The organism is Chelativorans xinjiangensis (assembly GCF_009812055.1).
In the GTDB taxonomy this organism is placed as follows: domain Bacteria; phylum Pseudomonadota; class Alphaproteobacteria; order Rhizobiales; family Rhizobiaceae; genus Chelativorans; species Chelativorans xinjiangense.
In genome coordinates this window covers 1-19656 of sequence record NZ_WQNH01000069.1, presented here as the reverse complement: position 1 = coordinate 19656, position 19656 = coordinate 1, and the positions used below count along the sequence as shown (strand labels likewise).

16 protein-coding genes and 1 other RNA gene are annotated in these 19656 nt (G+C 67.3%); all 17 read right to left on the bottom strand.

The genetic code is table 11. The annotated features are described in order from the left end of the window. A partial coding sequence (gene ftsZ, locus GM910_RS24930; protein ID WP_159593128.1) for a cell division protein FtsZ occupies nt 1–1294 on the bottom strand: 1294 nt, incomplete at its 3' end. 67 nt (nt 1295–1361) lie between these two features. Next, nucleotides 1362–2672 (bottom strand): cell division protein FtsA, encoded by a 1311-nt coding sequence (gene ftsA, locus GM910_RS24925; protein ID WP_159593125.1) that lies wholly within the window; start codon nt 2670–2672, stop codon nt 1362–1364. Next, nucleotides 2669–3568, bottom strand: a complete 900-nt coding sequence (locus tag GM910_RS24920; RefSeq protein WP_246226344.1) for a cell division protein FtsQ/DivIB — start codon at nt 3566–3568, stop codon at nt 2669–2671. Before GM910_RS24920 ends, ftsA begins: the two co-directional genes overlap by 4 nt. Continuing rightward, complete coding sequence (locus GM910_RS24915; RefSeq protein ID WP_159593122.1) at nt 3556–4482, bottom strand: D-alanine--D-alanine ligase; 927 nt, start codon at nt 4480–4482, stop codon at nt 3556–3558. Before GM910_RS24915 ends, GM910_RS24920 begins: the two co-directional genes overlap by 13 nt. Before the next feature lie 237 nt (nt 4483–4719). Next, nucleotides 4720–5682, bottom strand: coding sequence for a UDP-N-acetylmuramate dehydrogenase (murB, locus tag GM910_RS24910; RefSeq protein ID WP_201285590.1), 963 nt, complete (start codon nt 5680–5682; stop codon nt 4720–4722). After that, nucleotides 5679–7076, bottom strand: coding sequence for a UDP-N-acetylmuramate--L-alanine ligase (murC, locus tag GM910_RS24905; protein ID WP_159593119.1), 1398 nt, complete (start codon nt 7074–7076; stop codon nt 5679–5681). Before murC ends, murB begins: the two co-directional genes overlap by 4 nt. Continuing rightward, nucleotides 7073–8197, bottom strand: a complete 1125-nt coding sequence (gene murG, locus GM910_RS24900; protein ID WP_159593116.1) for an undecaprenyldiphospho-muramoylpentapeptide beta-N-acetylglucosaminyltransferase — start codon at nt 8195–8197, stop codon at nt 7073–7075. Before murG ends, murC begins: the two co-directional genes overlap by 4 nt. A 2-nt stretch (nt 8198–8199) precedes the next feature. Further along, nucleotides 8200–9354, bottom strand: coding sequence for a putative lipid II flippase FtsW (ftsW, locus tag GM910_RS24895; RefSeq protein ID WP_159593113.1), 1155 nt, complete (start codon nt 9352–9354; stop codon nt 8200–8202). After that, on the bottom strand, nt 9351–10754 hold the full coding sequence (gene murD / locus GM910_RS24890; RefSeq protein ID WP_159593110.1) for a UDP-N-acetylmuramoyl-L-alanine--D-glutamate ligase: 1404 nt from the start codon (nt 10752–10754) through the stop codon (nt 9351–9353). Before murD ends, ftsW begins: the two co-directional genes overlap by 4 nt. A 244-nt stretch (nt 10755–10998) precedes the next feature. Next, nucleotides 10999–12081: a phospho-N-acetylmuramoyl-pentapeptide-transferase gene (mraY, locus tag GM910_RS24885; protein WP_159593107.1), complete on the bottom strand. Its 1083-nt coding sequence runs from the start codon at nt 12079–12081 to the stop codon at nt 10999–11001. 32 nt (nt 12082–12113) lie between these two features. Beyond that, nucleotides 12114–13541, bottom strand: coding sequence for a UDP-N-acetylmuramoylalanyl-D-glutamyl-2,6-diaminopimelate--D-alanyl-D-alanine ligase (locus GM910_RS24880; protein WP_159593105.1), 1428 nt, complete (start codon nt 13539–13541; stop codon nt 12114–12116). Next, nucleotides 13538–14992, bottom strand: a complete 1455-nt coding sequence (locus GM910_RS24875; RefSeq protein WP_159593102.1) for a UDP-N-acetylmuramoyl-L-alanyl-D-glutamate--2,6-diaminopimelate ligase — start codon at nt 14990–14992, stop codon at nt 13538–13540. The genes GM910_RS24880 and GM910_RS24875 overlap by 4 nt, the downstream gene beginning before the upstream one ends. Before the next feature lie 52 nt (nt 14993–15044). Further along, a complete protein-coding gene (locus tag GM910_RS24870) occupies nt 15045–16751 on the bottom strand; it encodes a peptidoglycan D,D-transpeptidase FtsI family protein (protein WP_159593131.1) in 1707 nt (568 codons plus the stop codon). Nucleotides 16752–16753: 2 nt separating this feature from the next. Then, complete coding sequence (gene ftsL, locus GM910_RS24865) at nt 16754–17119, bottom strand: cell division protein FtsL (RefSeq protein WP_246226342.1); 366 nt, start codon at nt 17117–17119, stop codon at nt 16754–16756. A 4-nt stretch (nt 17120–17123) separates the two neighbouring features. After that, nucleotides 17124–18149 (bottom strand): 16S rRNA (cytosine(1402)-N(4))-methyltransferase RsmH, encoded by a 1026-nt coding sequence (rsmH, locus tag GM910_RS24860; protein ID WP_159593099.1) that lies wholly within the window; start codon nt 18147–18149, stop codon nt 17124–17126. Then, nucleotides 18146–18610: a division/cell wall cluster transcriptional repressor MraZ gene (mraZ, locus tag GM910_RS24855; protein ID WP_159593096.1), complete on the bottom strand. Its 465-nt coding sequence runs from the start codon at nt 18608–18610 to the stop codon at nt 18146–18148. Before mraZ ends, rsmH begins: the two co-directional genes overlap by 4 nt. A gap of 401 nt (nt 18611–19011) precedes the next feature. Next, an RNA gene (gene rnpB / locus GM910_RS24850) (RNase P RNA component class A) lies at nt 19012–19426 on the bottom strand. Nucleotides 19427–19656 lie beyond the last annotated feature (230 nt).

Genomic DNA, 19656 nt, shown 5'->3' with positions numbered 1-19656 from the left:
CCTCCACGCGCGGCATGCGCGGCTGGGCCGGCGCCGGCTGAGCGGCCGCCTCAACGGGCGCGGCCGGCCGGGGAGCGGGCTCGGGCTGCGGCTGCACGGCCGGCTTGAAGAGCTTGCTCTGCGGCCGGAAACCGCCCTGCGACTGCGCCGCGTTCTGCTCGGCGGCGCGGATAGCCTCGGCAACCGGGTCCTCCTCGGCCTCGGCCGTCGGCGCCTCGCGCGCCGCCTGCGGCTGCGGTGTCTCCGAGCGCGTCTCCGGCCTGTGCTGCGGCTGGACGGGCCGTGGCTGCTGGCGGATAGCGGTGGGCGGCGAGGAGATCTCGGCCGCCGACTTGTCGATGCCCGTGGCAACCACGGAGACGCGGATGACGCCCTCCAGCTCTTCGTCGAAGGTGGCGCCGAGGATGATGTTGGCCTCCTGATCGACCTCCTCGCGGATGCGCGTCGCCGCCTCGTCCACCTCGAAGAGGGTAAGGTCGCGGCCGCCGGTGATCGAGATCAAGAGGCCCCTGGCGCCCTTCATGGAGGTCTCGTCGAGCAGCGGGTTGGCGATCGCAGCCTCGGCCGCCGCCATTGCGCGGCCCTCGCCGGAAGCCTCGCCCGTGCCCATCATGGCCTTGCCCATCTCGCGCATCACCGAGCGCACGTCGGCGAAGTCGAGGTTGATGAGGCCTTCCTTGACCATCAGGTCGGTGATGCAGGCGACACCGGAATAGAGCACCTGGTCGGCCATCGCGAAGGCGTCGGCGAAGGTGGTCTTGTCATTGGCGATACGGAAGAGGTTCTGGTTCGGAATGACAATGAGGGTATCGACGCACTTCTGCAGCTCCTCGATACCGGCATCGGCGGTCTTCATCCGCCGCTGGCCCTCGAAGTGGAACGGCTTGGTGACGACACCGACGGTGAGGATGCCCTTCTCGCGCGCCGCGCGCGCCACGACGGGAGCCGCCCCCGTGCCCGTGCCGCCGCCCATGCCGGCGGTGACGAAGCACATATGGGTCGACGACAGGTGATCCATGATCTCGTCGATGCACTCTTCGGCGGCCGCCTGGCCGACCTCCGGCTGCGAGCCGGCGCCGAGCCCCTCGGTCACCGCTGCGCCGAGCTGGATGATCCGTTCGGCCTTGGAGGTGGTCAGCGCCTGGGCGTCCGTGTTGGCCACCACGAATTCGACGCCGTCGAGGCCCGCCGTGATCATGTTGTTGACCGCATTTCCGCCGCCGCCGCCGACACCGAACACGGTAATCCTCGGCTTCAGCTCGGTAATGTCCGGCTTCTGCAGGTTAATGGTCATTTCCTCGTCCTTTCCGCCTTGTCCGCCGCCTCGCCGCCGCGGCCATAGTTATGGGGCCCATCCCCCGTCAAAAACTCTCACGCAACCACTGACTGACGCGCTGCAACCGTCCCCCGGTCCCCGTCGCGCGTGTGAACATGCCGCCCTTGGAGATGCGGCTTTCGAAATCCGCCACCTGCGGATAGATCAGGAGCCCGATGGGGGCTGCGAAAGCCGCCCCCTTGGCCGCTTCCGGCAGGCCCTTCACGCCGAGCGGCCGGCCAAGACGCACATTGCGGCCGAGAAGCCGCCGCGCCGCTTCCGGCAGGCCGGCAAGCTGGCTCGCGCCTCCCGTCAGCACCACGCGGCGCCCCACCAGGTGGCCATAGCCGGAGCGGTTGAGCCGATCGCGCACCATCTCCAGCGTTTCCTCGACGCGGGCGCGTACGATGCGTGTCATCACCGCACGCGGCACCTGCAGGGTCCCTTCGCTCTCGTCGCCGCCGATGGGCTGGATGGCGATGACATCGCGGTCATCGGCGCTGGCCGGCAGCGCCGAGCCATGCATGACCTTGAGCCGCTCGGCATCCTCGAGGCGCGTCGAAAGCCCCCGCGCAAGGTCCATGGTCACATGATTGCCGCCGACCGGCAGCGCGTCGGCATGCACGAACTTGCCGTCGACGAAGACGGAGATTGTCGTGCAGCCGCCGCCCATGTCGATGCAGGCGGCCCCCATCTCGGCCTCGTCGTCCACCAGCGCCGCAAGGCCGCTGGCATAGGGCGTGGCCACCATGCGCTCGACCGAGAGGTGCGAGCGGTTGATGCAAAGCTCCAGATTGCGCAAGGGCACGCTATCGGCCGTCACCACATGCATGTCGACGCCCAGCGTATCGCCGACCATGCCGCGCGGGTCGCGGATGCCGCGCTCCGAATCGAGCGAGAAACCGACAGCCAGCGAATGCACGACCTCGCGCTCGGCGCGCAACGCCTGGCGCGCACCGGCCGAAAGCACGCGGTTGACGTCCGATTTCGCCGCCTCGTGCCCGCCCAGATTGATGGTGGCCGAAGCCGTCTCGCTCTTCAGCCGCCCGGCCGAGACGTTGACGATCAGGGAATCGACGGTCAGCCCCGCCATCCGCTCCGCCGCGTCGACGGCGAGGCGGACCGCCTGTTCCGCGCGTTCGAGATCGACGATCACGCCCGACTTCACGCCTTCCGACTTCTGATGACCGATGCCGATCACCTTGATGCGGTGCGTGCGGTGCGGCAGCGCCCTGCCGCCCTCGCTGGGCAGCAGGCGGGCAATGATGCAGCAAACCTTGCTCGACCCCACGTCGAGGACCGTGATGATGCCCGAACGCCGCTGCGCGGCATTGCGATCGCCCAGAAGCCAGCTCATATCCTGGCTCCCTTCTTGCGCCTGTCCATCAGTTCCTCGAACGCCGCGTTGCGCTTTTCCGCCGCATCCGGCGTCAGCGCCACCGTCACGCGGTCGGGCAAGCGCAGGTCGATAGCCTCGATATCGCGCGCGAAAAGCGCATATTCGGCATCGAGCCGCGAGGCCTCCGCCAGCGCCGCCTCAAAGCCGTCTTCCGGCAGCTTGATGGTGACGCCGTTGTCGAGCCGCAAATCCCAGCGCCGGCCGGCAACGCGGATATAGGCGCGCACGTGCCCGTCAAGCCCGCGCACCCGCGATACCTTTTCGATGAAGGCGGGTCCGGCCCCGTCGGCGCCCGCGCCGATGAGCAACGGCAGCCCCGCCAGACGCCCGCCGTAGAACGGGGCAATGATATCGCCGTCCTCTTCGATCACCGAGAGCCGGCTTCCCTGCTGCCACAGGGCAAAGGGCTGGCGCTCGACGATATTCACCACCACCGTCGCCGGATAGACCTTGCGCACCTCGGCACGCTCGACCCAGGGAAGCTCGGCGATGCGCTCGCGCGCCGCCCGCACATCGAAACCCACCATCGACGTCCAGCCGTCGAGGCCGATCTGCTGCAGGACGTCGATCTCCGACGCATGGTGGTTGCCGCGCACATCGACATCCTCGATGGCGAAGCCGACGCGCGACGTGGTAGCCCGCACCACCTCGTCCATATGCCCGCCCTTGAGACCGCCATAGAGCCCGGTGAGCGCAAAGAGGGCGCAGGTCGCCATCGTCGCGGCGAAGCGCGGCGGCTCGATGCGGTCGACATCGACACGCTGGAGCATGCGCGCCGGGCGACGCAGCCACCGCGGCAGCACCAGGCCGGCCTCGCCCGGGCGACCGCCCTTATCCGACCTCAGCGCGAACACGACGCGTCCTCCACCATCCAACTTAACAATTCACCAAAACCAATTCCTGCCTCGGCAGCGATGTCCGGCACCAGGGAGGTCGGCGTCATACCCGGTTGAGTGTTGAGTTCGAGCCAGACCAGCTCACCCTCTTCCGAGAAACGGTCGTCGTAGCGGAAGTCGGAACGGCTCACGCCCCGGCAGCCGAGCACCTCGTGCGCAGTAAGGGAGATTGTCTGTATTTTTTGGTAAATATTCGGTGAAATTTTTGCCGGGCATTCGTGTTTTGATCCGCCCGGAACGTATTTCGAATCGTAATCGTAGAAGGAATGCCCCACCGGCACGATCTCGCACACGCCGAGCACCCTCTCCCCCATCACCGCGCAGGTGAATTCGCGCCCGGCGACGTAGCGCTCCACCATCACCCGCTCGCCATATCCCCACTCGTCCGAGCCGAGGATTTGCGGAGGGTGCGACTGCTCTTCGCGCACGATGACGACGCCGAAGCTCGACCCCTCGTTGACCGGCTTCACGACATAGGGCGGCTCCATCGGATGCTTATCGGCGATCTCGAAACGGTTGACGATGCGCGACGGCGCAACGGGAATGCCGGCCGCCCGCGCAATGGTCTTCGCCAGATCCTTGTCCATGGCGAGCGCCGAGGCGAGCACGCCGGAGTGCGTGTAGGGAATTGCCAGGTATTCCAGAACGCCTTGGATGGTCCCGTCCTCGCCATAGGGCCCGTGCAGGGCGTTGAAGGCGACGTCCGGCTTCAACTCGCCGAGCACGCGGGCGATGTCGCGGCCGACGTCCACCCGCGTCACGCGATAGCCCTCCGCCTCCAGGGCGTCGGCGCAGGCGGTACCGGAAGACAGACTGACCGGCCGTTCGGACGAGAACCCGCCCATCAACACGGCCACGTGCTTCTTCTTCATCTACCGGTGCCTCTCTCAGGCCCTTGCCGGTTCGGCGTCTTCACGAATCCATTCCCCTCGCTCCAGAGAAGCCCCCTGGCGCAAACACCGCCGACTCAAATCAGGAAAGCTTATGCCCAAAGAATCAGAGAGTTGATTCAGTGGCAAGGCCTTGAGATTCCGTGGATTCAAATTTTCGGTAAATTTGCAAAATGTGATCGTAAAAGGGCGCTTCCTGTAGGGGCATCGCCAAACGACCTACAGCAATTGCCCGAGGAACGGGTCGATCGCGTGGCCCGGTTTGAAGGCGCCGATGCGCTTGATTTCCCATTCGAGGTGGATGCCGGAATTTTCAAGCACCCGCGCGCGCACGGTCTCGCCCAGGAACTCCAGGTCGTAGCCGGTGGCCGTGCCCGTGTTGATCATGAAGTTGCAGTGCATGGGCGACATCTGCGCCCCGCCGATCATCAGCCCGCGGCCGCCGGCCTTGTCGATCTCTTTCCAGGCCGACGTGCCTTCCGGGTTCTTGAAGGTGGAGCCGCCGGTCTTCTCGCGGATCGGCTGCACCGTCTCGCGGTGATGCTGCACGGCGTCCATCGCCGCGCGGATGGCTTTTTTGTCTTCCGCGTAGCCCTCCATCAGCGCCGAGGTGAAGATGAAGTCGGCGGGCGCGGAGGATTTGCGGTAGGCGTAGCCCATGTCCTCGTTCGTCAAAACGTGAAGGTCGCCCTTGCGGTCGAGCGCCCGCACCTTAACGACGCGCTCGCGCGTCTCGACGCCGTTGGCGCCGGCGTTCATGCGCAGCGCGCCGCCCAGGCCGCCGGGGATGCCGTGATAGAAATGAAAGCCGCCGATGCCCGCTTCCAGCGCGGCCGCCGCAAGCCGCTTGTCGGGGATCGCCGCCCCGGCCCTGATCCGCGTCGGCGAAATCACCTCGGCCTGGCCGAACCCCTTGGCCGACAGGCGCACGACGAAGCCTTTCAGGCCGCCGTCGCGCACCAGGAGGTTTGAGCCAATGCCGACGACCGTGATCGCAACCTCCTCCGGCACGGCGCGCAGGAAGGTTGCCAGATCCTCCTCGTCCTGCGGCTGGAACAGGGCTTCGGCCTCGCCGCCGGCGCGGAACCAGGTGATCTTGTCCATGCCGGCGTCGGGCGTAAGCTTGCCGCGCAGGCCGGCAAGCCGGGTGCCGAGCTTCTTGATGAGCTCCTCACCACTCATGATGAAAGCTCCTCGGGCAGTAAATAGGCCCACTGGGTGATGTTGCCGGCGCCCAGGAAGACGACGAAATCGCCGTCCTTGGCGATCTCGCGCACCAGCGGCGCGATCTTCTCCGGTCCTTCGATGAAGCGGGCGTCGCGGTGGCCGGCCGCCCGCAGGCTGGCCACCAGCGTTTCGGAGGAGATGCCGTTGATCGGCGTCTCGCCCGCCGCGTAGACCGGCGCCACCAGCACCGTGTCGGCATCGTTGAAGCAGGACGAGAAGTCGTCGAACAGGTCGCTGAGGCGCGTGTAGCGGTGCGGCTGGGCGATGGCGATGATGCGCCCGCTCGTGGCCTCGCGCGCGGCCCTGAGCACGGCGCGGATCTCTACCGGGTGATGGCCGTAGTCGTCGAAGATCTGCACGCCGTTCCAGGTGCCCGTCTGCGTGAAGCGCCGCTTGACGCCGCCGAAGGCGGACAGCCCCTTGCGGATGTCCTCGGCCGAGATGCCCATCTCATGGGCGACCGCGACTGCCGCCACCGCATTCGTCACGTTGTGCCGGCCGGGCATGGGCAGGCGCAGGTCTTCGATCGTCTCGACCGTCTCCGCCTTGCGCCCGCGGATGGTCACGTCGAAGACCGACACCGCCCCGTCCATGCGGTGGTTGGAGAAGCGGACGTCGGCCTGCGGGTTCTCGCCGTAGGTGACGACGCGGCGGTCCTCGATGCGGCGCACCAGCGCCTGCACCTCCGGATGGTCGATGCACAAGATGCCGAAGCCGTAGAACGGCACGTTCTCCACGAACTGGCGGAAGGCCTCGCGCACCTTGTCGAAGGAGCCGTAGTGGTCGAGATGCTCGGGGTCGATGTTGGTGACGACGGCGATCTCGGCCGGCAGCTTCAGGAAGGTGCCGTCGCTCTCGTCGGCTTCCACCACCATCCAGTCGCCCTTGCCCATGCGGGCGTTGGTGCCGTAGGCGTTGATGATGCCGCCGTTGATGACCGTCGGGTCGAGCCCGCCGGCATCGAGAAGGGCGGCGACCATGGAGGTGGTCGTCGTCTTGCCGTGCGTGCCGCCGATGGCGACCGCCTGGCGGAAACGCATGAGCTCGGCCAGCATCTCGGCGCGGCGCACGATGGGCAAGAGCCGCTCGCGGGCCGCCTTGTGCTCCGGGTTGTCGCGCTTGATGGCGGTGGAGATGACCACCACTTCGGCTGCCCCGAGATTCTCCGCCTTGTGGCCGACGAAGACCTCGATGCCCTTCTCGCGCAGGCGCACCACATTGGCGTTTTCGGCCTGGTCGGAGCCCTGCACCTGATAGCCGAGCGTATGCAGCGCCTCGGCGATGCCGCTCATGCCGATGCCGCCGATGCCGATGAAATGCACGACCCCGATTGTCTGCGGCATCTTCATGCGTCCGCTCCCTCTCTCATACTGGCTGCCGATTGTCCCGACGCAATAGCCTCTGTCAGGTCGGCAAGCAATGCAGCGGCATCAGGCCGGCCGATGCCGCGCGCCGCCACGGCCATCGCCGCAAGGTGCCCGCCGTCGCCGAGCAGCGCCGCAAGGTCGCCGGCAAGGCTCTCGGCGGTGATGTCCGGCTGCCGCCTCATCAACGCCCCGCCCACATCCACCAGAAGCTGCGCGTTGTGGCCTTGATCGTCGTCAAGGGCGTGCGGCAGCGGCACCAGGATCGCCGGCCGGCCGATGACGGAGAGTTCCAGCACCGTCGAGGCGCCGGAGCGGGCGAGGACGAGGTGGCTTTCCGCCATGCGCGCCGGCAGGTCGGCGAAAAAGGGCGAAACCTCCGCCGTGACGCCGAGTTCGCTATAGCGCTCGCTGACGCGCGCCTCGTCTTCCGGCCGCGCCTGGTGGGTGATGATAAGGCGCGCGCGCAAGGTTTCGGGCAGTTGCGCGACCGCTTCCGGCACCATGTCGGAGAAGAACCGCGCGCCCTGGCTGCCGCCGAAGACGAGGAGGCGCAGCGCCTCCCCCTCGGACGGCGCGGCATAGGGCGTGTCGGCGACGTCGAGGACCGCCTGGCGGACCGGATTCCCGGTCACGACGATCTTCTCCGCGTAAGGGCCCTCGGCCTTCAGGAAGCCGCCGGCGATCGCCGTCACGCGCCCGGCGAGCGCCTTGTTGGCCCGCCCCATCACCGCGTTCTGCTCGTGGATGATCGTCGGCACGCCGCGCCGCGTGGCGGCGAAGAGAGGCGGCAGCGTCGGATAGCCGCCGAAGCCGACGACGGCCCTGGGCTTCAGCCGCGCGATCAGTGCGGAAGACTGGCGCACGCCGCGCCAGATGGCGAGCCCGCTGCGCAGGAGGGTGAGCGGGTTGCGCGAGCCGAAGGTGGCCGCATCGACGGCGTGCACGGCCTCGGCCGGAAAGCTGCCGGCAAAGCGTGCGGCGCGGGCATCGGTCACAAGGTGCACGGACCAGCCGCGCTTGCCCAGCGTCTGGGCCAACGCCTCCGCTGGAAAGAGGTGCCCGCCGGTGCCGCCGGCGCTGAGAAGGACGGTCCTGCCTTCCATCGTCAGCCGGCCGTCGCCGCCCGCCCGGAGACGCTGGAGAAGCTCATGGGCCTGCGCTTCTCCGGCCGCCGCCGGGCGAGCGCCAGGACGATGCCCATGGAGATCGCCATGGCGACGAGCGAGGAGCCGCCATAGGAGATGAAGGGCAGCGTCATGCCCTTGGCCGGCATCATCCGAACGTTGACGGCCATGTTGATGATCGACTGCAGGCCGAACAGGATGACGAGGCCGGAAAGCGCGTAGCGCGTGAAGTCGTCGCTCTCGCGCTTGGCCAGCGCCAGCCCGCGCAGGACGATGAAGGCGAACAGCGCCAGGATGATAAGGCACATGAGGATGCCGAACTCCTCGCCGGCGACGGCGAAGACGAAGTCGGTGTGGCTGTCGGGCAGGATGCGCTTGACCGAACCCTCGCCCGGGCCCTGCCCCAGCCAGCCGCCGCGCGTCATGGCCTCCAGGCTCATGTCCACCTGATAGGTGTCGCCCTCGCCGGTGACGAAGCGGTCGATGCGATCGGCCACGTGTGGGAAGAGGGAATAGGCGGCGGCCGCGCCCGCCGCACCGAGCGCGCCCAACACGGCGATCCACAGCCACGGCATGCCGGCGATGAAGAACATCCCTCCCCAGGTGCCGAGCACCAGCATGGTCTGGCCGAGGTCCGGCTGGGCGACCAGCAGCGCCACCACCAGACCGAGCAGGATCATGGCGAAGAGGTTGCCGGGGATTTCCGGCTGCCGCGCGTGCTCGGCGAAGAGCCATGCGCAGATGACGACGAAGGCGGGTTTCAGGTATTCCGACGGCTGGACGGATATGCCGAACAGATAGATCCAGCGCCGCGAGCCCTTCACCTCCATGCCGATGAACAGCGTCGCCACCATCAGCACCAGAGACCCGACAAGCATGACGAGCGCCAACCGGCGCACATGGCGCGGCTCCAGGAACGAGACGCCGATGAGCACCGCCAGCGCCGGGACCATGAAGATGACCTGCCGTGTGACGAAGTGAAAGCTGTCGAGGCCGATCCTCTCGGCCACCGCCGGGCTCGCCGCGAAGGACAGGACCACGCCGAGCCCCATGAGCAGGAGAAAGGCGGCGAGGAACCAGCGGTCTACGGTCCACCACCAATTGGCCACAAGACTGCGATCGGTACGGCTGATCATTCCATGGTCTCCCCGAGTGTCTCGACGCCGGAAAGCGAAAGCACCGCGTCGCGGAACGCCTCGCCCCTCACTTCGAAATTCCTGAACTGGTCGAAACTCGCACAAGCCGGCGACAACAGGACCACGACTTCGCCCGCGGGATCGCCCGCCGCATCCCGCGCGGCATGCTCGACGGCGGCTTCTATGGTACCCGAAATCTCGTACTCCGTCGCCTCCCCCAGCGTGGCGGCGAAGGCGGGGGCCGCCTCGCCCACCAGATAGGCCTTGGCGACGCGGCCGAAGAAGGGCCTCAGGCTGCCGATGCCGCTCTCCTTCGGCAGGCCGCCGGCGATCCAGTAGACGCGCGGGAAGCTCGACAAGGCACGTCCGGCGGCATCGGCGTTCGTGGCCTTCGAATCGTTGACGAAAAGAACGTGCTTGAGCCGCCCCACCTGCTCCATGCGGTGGGCAAGGCCGGGAAAGCTTTCGAAGCCGGCGCGGATCTCCTCGATGGCGAGCCCGCAGGGAAGGCAGGCGGCAAGGGCGGCAAGCGCGTTCTGCGCGTTGTGCCGGCCGCGCAGGGAGCCGATGCCTTCGAGCGTGAACAGCCTTTCGGTCCTGCCGCCCTCGGCGCGCAGCAGCATGGCGTCACGGGCAAAGAACCCCTCTTCAAGCGTCTGCGTAACGGAAATCCGCGCCATCTTGCGTCCGGCCTGTTCCAGCCGCGCGGCAATGGTGCGGCAGTGGGCATCGTCCATGCCGACGATGGCCGTGTCGCTGCCGGCGACGAGCCTCTCCTTGATCGCCGCATAGTCCTCCATCGTCCCATGCCGGTCGAGATGGTCCGGCGACAGGTTGAGCAGGATGCCGGCGGAAGGATCGAGCGTCGGCGCCAGGTCGATCTGATAGGAGGAGCACTCCACCACATAGTGGCGCCCCGCCGCCGGCGGCTCCAGCGTCATGACGGCGCGGCCGATATTGCCGCCCATCTGCACATCGCGCCCCGCCGCCTTCAGCACGTGGGCGATCAGCGCCGTCGTCGTCGATTTGCCGTTGGTGCCAGTGATGGCGATGAAAGGCGCATCGGGCGCACGCGCACGCCGCTCGCGTGCAAAAAGCTCGATGTCGCCGATGATCTCGACGCCGGCCGCCCGCGCCAGCTCCACGCTCCAGTGCGGCCGGGGATGGGTAAGCGGCACGCCCGGCGCCAGCACCAGGGCGTCGAAATCCTTCCAGTTCACCGCGCGCAGGTCGCGCGTCTCGACGCCTTCATCCCCGGCGCGGGCCACGCTCTCCGGATTGTCATCCCAGGCGACGACGGCCGCACCGCCCGCAATCAGCGCGCGCGCGGTGGCGATGCCTGAACCGCCGAGGCCGAAGACGGCGACGGTTTTTGCGGCGAAGGTGGAGGCGGGGATCATGGGGCGGTTCCCTGCGTCTGCAGGATGGAAGTCGCGGCCGTCTGCGCTCGACGTTGCCCCCCTCTGTCCTGCCGGACATCTCCCCCACAAGGGGGGAGATCGGCCGTCGCGGACACTTTCGCCAATCGCTGACGTCGCGGGAAAGGCGCCTGGGCAAGCGGACGGCCGATCTCCCCCCTGGTGGGGGAGATGTCCGGCAGGACAGAGGGGGGCGCGAAGGGGCTCGGCATAGCAATCCGACCGTCTACCTCAACTTCAACGTCGAAAGCCCGATCAGCGCCAGGACCACGGCGATGATCCAGAAGCGGATGACCACCTGGCTCTCCGTCCAGCCCAGCTTCTCGAAGTGATGGTGGATCGGCGCCATCAGGAAGACGCGCTTGCCCGTCATCTTGAAGACGGCGACCTGGATGATCACGGACAGGATCTCGATCACGAACAGGCCGCCGATGATGGCCAGCACGATCTCGTGCTTGGTGGCGACGGCGATGGTGCCGATGAGACCGCCGAGAGCCAGCGATCCCGTGTCGCCCATGAAGATGGCCGCCGGCGGCGCGTTGAACCACAGGAAGCCGAGGCCGGCGCCGATGACGGCGCCGAGGACGACGGCAAGTTCTCCCGTGCCCGGCACGAAGTGGATCTGCAGATAGTCGGCGAAGATGGCATTGCCGGAGAGATAGGCGATCACCCCGAAGGAGGCGGCCGCCACCATCACCGGTACCGTGGCCAGTCCGTCGAGCCCGTCGGTCAGGTTCACCGCGTTGCCCGCGCCGACGATGACGAAGGCGGCGAAGGGAATGAAGAAGATGCCGAGGTTGAGGAGGAGTTCCTTGAAGAAGGGGAAAGTGAGCGATGAGGAGAACGGCGCCTGCCCCGCACGCATGATCAGCCAGGCGGCGAGGCCGGCGATGAGAAACTCCAGCGCCAGCCGTATCTTGCCGGAAAAGCCCAGATGCGATTGCTTCGTCACCTTCAGATAGTCGTCGTAAAAGCCGATGGCGCCGAAAACCACGGTCACCATCAGCACGATCCACACATAGACGCTGGAAAGGTTCGCCCACAGGAGGGTGGAGCCGAGGATGCCGGAGAGGATCATCAGCCCGCCCATGGTGGGCGTGCCGGCCTTCTTGAAATGGGTTTGCGGTCCGTCGGCGCGGATCGGCTGGCCCCGGCCCTGGCGCACGCGCAACGATTTGATGATGGCCGGGCCGAACAGGAAGACGATGAAGGCGGCCGTGATCAGCGCCCCGCCGGTGCGGAAGGTGATGTAGCGGAAAACGTTGAAGGCCGTGAGTTCATCGGCAAATTCCACGAGCAGCGTCAGCATAATGAAAGTCCCTCAGGCGGGCGTCCCGCCTCCTAAATCCGTGCCGGCGTTGCCGCCGGAAATTGCTTGAGAAGGGCCTCGACCAGCTTGGAGAAGCCGATGCCCTTGGATGACTTGATCATGATCGCGTCCCCCGGCCTTGCCGCCTCAAGGAGGAGCGGCTGCAGCTTCTCCGCGTCCTCGCGATATTCGACGGTGAGGCCGGCCGGCGGATTGTCGGCCAGCGCCTTCATTTCCACCCCACCGAGGTAGAGCAGGTCGACGTTGGAGGCTGCAATGAGGTCTGCGAGCGCGGCATGCAGCTTCGCCGAGTGCGGGCCAAGTTCCAGCATGTCGCCCAGAACGGCGATGCGCCGGCCCTCGCCGGCGACCGGCGTACTTGCCAGAAGCTGCATCGCCGCCCGCATGGAGGCGGGGTTTGCGTTGTAGCTCTCGTCGATCAGCGTGAAGGTGCCGGCGTCGAGGCGCAGAAGGTGGCGCTTGCCGCGCCCCGGCCCGGCGGAAAAATCCCCAAGCGCCAGGAGAAGCCTGGCGACGTCCGCGCCTGCCAGGTAGCCGGCGCCGACCGCCGCAAGGGCGTTCTGCGCCATGTGCCGCCCTGGCGCGCCGACCCGCGCCGCCAGTTCCTGGCCGGCGATCTTCACCGTCACGGCCGAGCCCTCTTCCTGGGGCTCCCACTTGACGAGCCTGAACTGCGCCCGCGCGTTCTCGCCGAAGCCCCAGATGTTCTTGACGCCGGCATCACCGGCCATCTTCGACAGGATCTTCCAGCGCTGGTCATCGCGGTTGAGGACGGCATGGCCGCCGCGCACGACGCCGGAGAAGATCTCGCCCTTGGCCCGGGCGATCTCGTCGAGGCTCTTGAAATGGCCGAGATGAGCGGCCGCCACCATGGTGACAACGGCAATGTGCGGCTTCACCAGCCGCGTCAGCGGCTCGATCTCGCCGGGATGGTTCATGCCGATCTCGAAGACGGCGTAGTCGCAATCGGCCGGCAGGCGGGCGAGCGTCAGCGGCACGCCCCAGTGGTTGTTGAAGGAGCGGTCGGCGGCGTGCACGCTGCCGGCGCTTTCCAGCATATGCCGCAGCATCTCCTTGGTGGTCGTCTTGCCGGCCGAGCCGGTGACGGCGATCACCTTGGCGCGCGTGCGCTCGCGCGCCGCCGCCGCCAGCCCTTCGAGCGCCTTCAGCACATCCGGCACCACCACCTTGGGCACGGCCAGGCGGCCGAGCGCCGGCAGCTTCTCTTCCGAGACCACCAGGAGCCCGGCACCGGCCGCCATGGCCGCAGTGGCGAACTGATGGCCGTCGAACTTGTCGCCCTTGATGGCGAAGAACGCCTCGCCGCGCTCCAGCGTGCGGGTGTCGATGGATATGCCCGTCACCCCCTCGGGCAGGTTTCCGAACGGGCGGCCCCCGGTGGCCGTCACCAGCGCCTGGCTGTCCCAAAGAAGCGTCACGCGCCCTTCTCCCCGAGTGCCTGCCGCACCTCCTCGTGATCGGAAAAATGATGCTTCCTGCCGGCGATCTCCTGCCCGACCTCGTGGCCCTTGCCGGCGACGACCAGCGTGTCTCCCATCTCGAGCATGGCGACCGCTGCGCGGATCGCTTCGCGCCGGTCGCCGATCTCGCTCGCCGTGGGCACCGCTTCCAGGATGGCGGCACGGATAGCGGCGGGATCCTCCGAGCGCGGATTGTCGTCGGTGACGATGACGACGTCGGCGAGCCGCCCGGCGATCTCGCCCATGATCGGCCGCTTCAGCCGGTCGCGGTCGCCGCCGCAGCCGAAGACGACGATGACGCGGCCCGTGGTGAAGGGCCGGACCGCCAGAAGCACGTTCTCCAGCGCCTCGGGCTTGTGCGAATAATCGACGTAGCATTGTGCACCGTTTGCCGCCGTGCCGACAAGCTCCAGCCGGCCCGAGGCGCCCTTGAGATGTTCAAGCGCCGAAAGGGCCTTGTCCGCGGCAAGCCCGGTGGCGATGGCGAGCCCCGCCGCCACAAGGGCGTTGGACACCTGAAAGTCGCCGGCGAGCGGCAGGTCGATCTCGTGGATCAGCCCTTCGTGCTCCACCTCGGCGCGCTGGCGATGACGCTCGTGCTCGACGCGCTTCAACGTCAGGAACGCGCCCTTGCGCCCGACGGTGAGCAGTTCCAGCCCCGCGCCGCGGACCGCCTTCTCCGTCGCCTCCGACCAGGCATCGTCGGCGAAGACGACCGCCGGCGCACCCTTCGGCAGGAGCGTGTCGAACAGGCGCATCTTGGTGCGGTGGTAGTGCTCCACGGTGGGGTGATAATCCATGTGGTCGCGGCCGAGATTGGTGAAGCCGCCGGCAGCGAGCCTGACGCCGTCGAGCCGGCGCTGGTCGAGCCCGTGGCTCGAGGCTTCCATGGCGCCGTGGGTGACGCCGGCCTCGGCAAGTTCCTTCAACAGGCGGTGCAGCGACACCGGGTCCGGCGTCGTCAGTTCGCCGTAATCCTCGCGCCCCGGCGCCACGACGCCGGTGGTGCCGATCGAGGCGGCGGCAAGCCCCGCTTCTTCCCATATCTGCCGGGTGAAGGCGGCAACGGAGGTCTTGCCGCTGGTGCCCGTCACCGCCGCCATGGTCGCCGGCTGGCCGGCGTAGAGGCGGGCGGCGGTCAGCGCCAGTGCGCGGCGCGGATCCTCCACCTCGACGACCGGGGCGCCGATATCGGCGCCCACCGCACCCGGCCGGGCGACGACCACCGCCGCCCCTTGGCGCACCGCCTCCGCCGCGAAGGCCGCTCCATCCGCCTTGACGCCGGCAAGGGCGAAAAACAGATCGCCGGCGGAAAGCTGCCGCGTATCCGATGAAAGACCGGAGATTTGCGTATCGTCGGATAGTGCCCCGCCATGCGGCAAGATATCGGCAAGTTCACCCAGCTTCATCACACCCCAGAATTCTCTTGCGGCCAACCGCACGACCCTCGGCTTACCGGAATCACTGATACGAAACCAGCAAAGCCTCACTTTCATGGCCGAAATCCGGCTGTACGCCAAGGAGTGGGGCGGCGCGGCGGATAATATTGCCGGCCAGCGGCGCGTTGGTTATGCCCGAGGTCGCGGACATGCCGGGCTTCTCCGGCTTCGGCTCGTCGAGAACCACGAAGACGACATAGTCCGGATCATTGGCCGGAAAACTGGCGATGAACGTATTGAAGCGCGTGTCGTTGGAATAGCGGCCGTTGACCACTTTCTCCGCCGTCCCGGTCTTGGTGCCGACATAGTAGCCGGGCACTTCGGCGCGCCGCCCGGAGCCCTTCTCCGTGTTGTAGCGGAAGAGGTAGCGGACCGCGGCGCTGGTCTTCTCGGAAATCACCTTTTCGGCAATCGCGTTCGCCTCTTCCTCGGTGCGCGGCAGGAAGGTGGGCGGAATGAGTTTTCCGCCGTTCAGCATCGCCGCCGCCGCGGCCGCCGTCTGCAGCGGGGTAGTCGCGACGCCGTGGCCGAAGGAAATCGTGACCGAATTGATTTTCTTCCACTTCGCCGGTTCGGTGGGGCGCGCGACTTCCGGCAGCTCCGTCTTGACGCGATCGAGAATGCCGATCCGCTTCAGGAACTCCCGGTGCCCCTCGACCCCAACGACATCGGCCATCTTGGCCGTGCCGATGTTGGAGGAATAGATGAAGATCTCCGGCACGCTCAGCACGCGTCCCTTGCCGTGGAAATCCCTGATTGTGTGCCCGCCGATGCGCAAGGGGCGCGTCGCGTCGAACCTGTCGTTGATGTCCACGAGGCCGGAATCGAGCGCCATCGACGTCGTGAAGAGCTTGAAGGTCGAGCCCATCTCGAAGACGCCTGCCGACATGCGGTTGAGCCGGTCCTTCTCGAGCGCGTTGAAGGGATTGTTGGGGTCGTAGTCGGGCAGCGAGACCATGGCCATCACCTCGCCCGTGCGCGCGTTGAGGACGACGCCGCCGGCGGCGATCGCCTGGTGGCGCTCCATGGCTTGCGTCAGTTCGTCGTGCAGCACGTGCTGCACCCTCAGATCGATGGAAAGGCGCACCGGATTGAGGGTGTCCGGCCCGGCAAGGCCCAGCGCCTGCAGGTCGGCCAGGCCCTCTCCGTCGACATATTTCTCCATGCCGGCGATGCCCTGGTTGTCGACGTTGACGAGGCCGAGGATGTGCGAGGCGGTCGGTCCGCCGGGATAGAAGCGGCGCTTCTCCGTGCGGAAGCCCAGCCCCGGAATGCCGAGCGCCAGGATCTCGCTCTGCTGGCGCGGCGAAAGCTGGCGGCGCAGCCACACGAACCCGGCGTCGCTATCGAGCCGCCGGTAGGCCTGCTCGTAGTCGAGGTCCGGCAGCACCGTCTGCAATTTCTCGATGGTCTCGTCGATATAGGCAATGCGCCGCGGCTCGGCGAACAGCGAGGCGGTCTTGATGTCGGTCGCCAGCACCTCGCCGTTACGGTCCACAAGGTCGGGCCGCGAGGCCGTCGCCCGGCTCTGCGGCAGGTCGACCGCCGCCTCCTCGACCAAGCCGAGATGGACGAGCCGCGCGCCGATGGCCGCGTAGATGCCGAAGAGCACGGCCATCGCCATCACCACCCGGTTGCGCGACCGCCCGCCGGTGGCCTTGCGCGCGCCTTCGACGACGATGGCGCCATCGCCTTCCATTGCCCGCCGGTTCTTCCACAGCCTCGGCATCTTCATGGCCGCACCCCTCCCGTCACCACCGGTTCGTCCGCGCCGTCCGCGCCCTCGACCATCAGCGTCTCCTCGGAGCGGAAGGGTAGCTCGCGCAGCGATGCCGGCGTGGCGATCTGCTTGGGGTCCATGATGCCGAGGCCGAGCTCGTCCTTGTAGATATTCGCCAGCTTCTCCAGGCGCCCCGGCTGGGTGAGAAGGCTGCGGTCCGCCTTCAAGACGTCGATGGCGTCCTTTTCGAGCTGGATCTGCGTCTCCAGCTCCCGGGCGCGGCTCATCATCGCTTCCGCCTCGTGCTTGGTCTTGTAGGTGAAAGCCGCCGCCGAAAGCATGACCGCAATCAGGATGATGTCGCTGGTCCGGAACAACTGCCTACCTCGCCTTCTCGCCGAGCTGTGCCGTGACGAAAAGCGCCGGCACGCCCAGGCTGTCGAAATCCTCGGCTCCTGCCGGCGCATCCGTACGCCGCGCCGCCCGCAGCCGCGCCGAGCGGGCGCGCGGGTTCTGTTCCGTCTCGGCCTTGCCGGGCGCCACCGGTTTTTGCGGCTTTTCGAAGATCGGTTGCGGGGCCGCCGCCTCCGGCAGATGCCGGGAGCCGCCCGCCGTGCCCGAGCGCGCGGTGAGGAACCGCTTGACGATGCGGTCCTCCAGCGAATGGAAGGTGACAACGGCAAGCACGCCGCCCGGCTTCAGGATGCGCTCGGCGGCGAACAGCGCGCGCGCCAGTTCGCCGAGTTCGTCGTTGACGAAGATGCGCAGGGCCTGGAAGACGCGCGTGGCGGGGTGGATCTTGTCGGTCGGCTTGCGGCCGACCGTGCGCTCGATGAGCGCGGCCAGGTCCCCGGTGGTCTCGAACGGCTTTTCCGCCCGCCGCCGCTCGATGGCGCGGCCGATGCGGCCGGCATGGCGCTCCTCTCCGAGCAGGCCGAAGATGCGCGCCAGATCCCCCGCCTTGAGGCGGTTGACGACATCGGCGGCACTTGGGCCCTCGCGGCCCATGCGCATGTCGAGCGGGCCTTCCTTTCGGAAGGAGAACCCGCGCTCCGCCTCGTCAAGCTGCATGGACGACACGCCGACATCGAGCACCACCCCGTCCACGGCGCCGCCGGCGATACCCTCCATCTCCGAAAAACGGCCAAGCTCCAGCCGCAGCCGGTCGCCGAAGCGCGCGGCCAGCGCCTGGCCGCCGGCGATGGCGTCGGGATCGCGGTCGATCGCCACCACAGTTGCGCCCCGCTTAAGGAGCGCGCTCGTATAACCGCCGGCACCGAACGTGCCGTCGACGATCGTCTTTCCGGGTGCCGGGTCGAGGGCGGCGATCACCGCCTCGAGAAGGACCGGAATGTGGCGGGCCAGTCCGCCACCGGCCGAGCTTTCGCCGCCGGGGCCCGCCATCATTCCGTACTTGCGGCGCGGGCCTGCGAGGCCTGTTGCCGCAATTTCAAGAGCCGTGCGCGAACTTCCGCGCCATGGGCGCTGAGCCGCTCCGGCTCCCATATCTGAAAGAAGAGGCCGCGCCCCACGAAGGCGACCTGCGATGTAATCCCCGTATGCTCGCGAACGAAGTCGGTTACGGTAATGCGCCCGTCCTGGTCCAGTTTCAGGAAGCTGCCGTCGCCATGGACGAAGAAGGACATGTCGTCCGCCGTCTGCAGGAACGGGTCCTCCACCGCGATCCGCTCCTCGTAGCGGTCGAGCAGGTCCGGGCCGCCCACATCCATCGCCGGCACGTCCAGCGCCCTCAGCGCGTAGAGGTCGGCAAAGCCGCGCCTCTGCACCACCGAGCGGAAGTGAGCCGGCACGGAGACCCGCCCCTTCGCGTCGATCCTGTTGATCGCACTGGATAAGAACCGATCCATGATCTGCGACGGCCGCTGTTGGCGTCATGCCCCTCTGCATTGCTTCGACCGCGCAGAAACGCGGCTCCTCGATCCGTTCCCCGCCCCGGGCACGATGCCCTGCACCCCGCCGAAAACGCGGCGGCGCGGCCTTCAAACTCCCGCTGAAACAATAATCTGACTGATTTGATGGGATAACATGGGCGTTCATGGGCGTCAACGGGATTGATAGACATAGGTAGCGAATTCGCCCCGGATTCCAGCGGCTTGCGGGCCATCGGACGTTTATCCCCTGTTAAGCCTAACGAAGGGTTAGCCTTACGGTGGCCTTACGGTCGCCACCCCCGACAGCCGGCGGGAAATGGCCGCGGCGAAGGTTGTCCGCCGCGGCAAAAAGCCTGCCTAACGTATTGAAAGAAAGAAAAACCAGCCGGTCTGTAAGCCGGGTTCTGTATGGCCGCACCGCCCGTGGGCTGTGCGACGTGACGACCATTCCTCTGGGACCGGCGTTGCCGCCGGCCTCAAGCAACCTACCCGAACGGCCGGGCCGGAAACTGCCCTTGAAGGTTTCCCTTCATGCCGTTCCTATTCGGTCTTGCTCCCGGTGGGGTTTGCCGTGCCGCCCCTGTCGCCAGGCGCGCGGTGGGCTTTTACCCCACCCTTTCACCCTTACCCGGCTTCGCCCTTCGGGCTTCGCCGGGCGGTCTGCTTTCTGTGGCACTTTCCCTGGGGTTACCCCCGCCGGGCGTTACCCGGCACCGTGTTTCCGTGGAGCCCGGACTTTCCTCACGCGCGGCCTTTTCAAGCGCTTGCGCGTGCGGCCGTCCGACCGGCTGGTGCCTCGTATAAAGGGATTCGCGCGCCAAAAGGCAATCCCCAGTGGGGCGTTTGTACCCATCTGTCAGGGCAAATCGCCCCACCGGACCAATAGCTTGCGGGCTGACTTTTCCAAACGGATGGGTACCATCCGTTTGGGATCATGCTTGTCTTATGACTTTTTCCGCCGAACGGGCGAATAAGGGACCGCTGGGAGAGGGTAGCCGCCCTCCCTCAGCGGCGAGGGTCGG

Excerpts from the sequence above, each read along its gene's own strand:
- murB (WP_201285590.1), bottom strand. The coding sequence starts at position 5,682 with ATGAGTGGTGAGGAGCTCATCAAGAAGCTCGGCACCCGGCTTGCCGGC.
- ftsA (WP_159593125.1), bottom strand. The coding sequence starts at position 2,672 with ATGAGCTGGCTTCTGGGCGATCGCAATGCCGCGCAGCGGCGTTCGGGC.
- murG (WP_159593116.1), bottom strand. The coding sequence starts at position 8,197 with ATGGAAGGCAGGACCGTCCTTCTCAGCGCCGGCGGCACCGGCGGGCAC.
- GM910_RS24915 (WP_159593122.1), bottom strand. The coding sequence starts at position 4,482 with ATGAAGAAGAAGCACGTGGCCGTGTTGATGGGCGGGTTCTCGTCCGAA.
- GM910_RS24870 (WP_159593131.1), bottom strand. The coding sequence starts at position 16,751 with ATGCCGAGGCTGTGGAAGAACCGGCGGGCAATGGAAGGCGATGGCGCC.
- GM910_RS24875 (WP_159593102.1), bottom strand. The coding sequence starts at position 14,992 with ATGAAGCTGGGTGAACTTGCCGATATCTTGCCGCATGGCGGGGCACTA.
- rsmH (WP_159593099.1), bottom strand. The coding sequence starts at position 18,149 with ATGATGGCGGGCCCCGGCGGCGAAAGCTCGGCCGGTGGCGGACTGGCC.
- murD (WP_159593110.1), bottom strand. The coding sequence starts at position 10,754 with ATGATCCCCGCCTCCACCTTCGCCGCAAAAACCGTCGCCGTCTTCGGC.
- mraY (WP_159593107.1), bottom strand. The coding sequence starts at position 12,081 with ATGCTGACGCTGCTCGTGGAATTTGCCGATGAACTCACGGCCTTCAAC.
- murC (WP_159593119.1), bottom strand. The coding sequence starts at position 7,076 with ATGAAGATGCCGCAGACAATCGGGGTCGTGCATTTCATCGGCATCGGC.
- mraZ (WP_159593096.1), bottom strand. The coding sequence starts at position 18,610 with ATGGATCGGTTCTTATCCAGTGCGATCAACAGGATCGACGCGAAGGGG.
- ftsW (WP_159593113.1), bottom strand. The coding sequence starts at position 9,354 with ATGATCAGCCGTACCGATCGCAGTCTTGTGGCCAATTGGTGGTGGACC.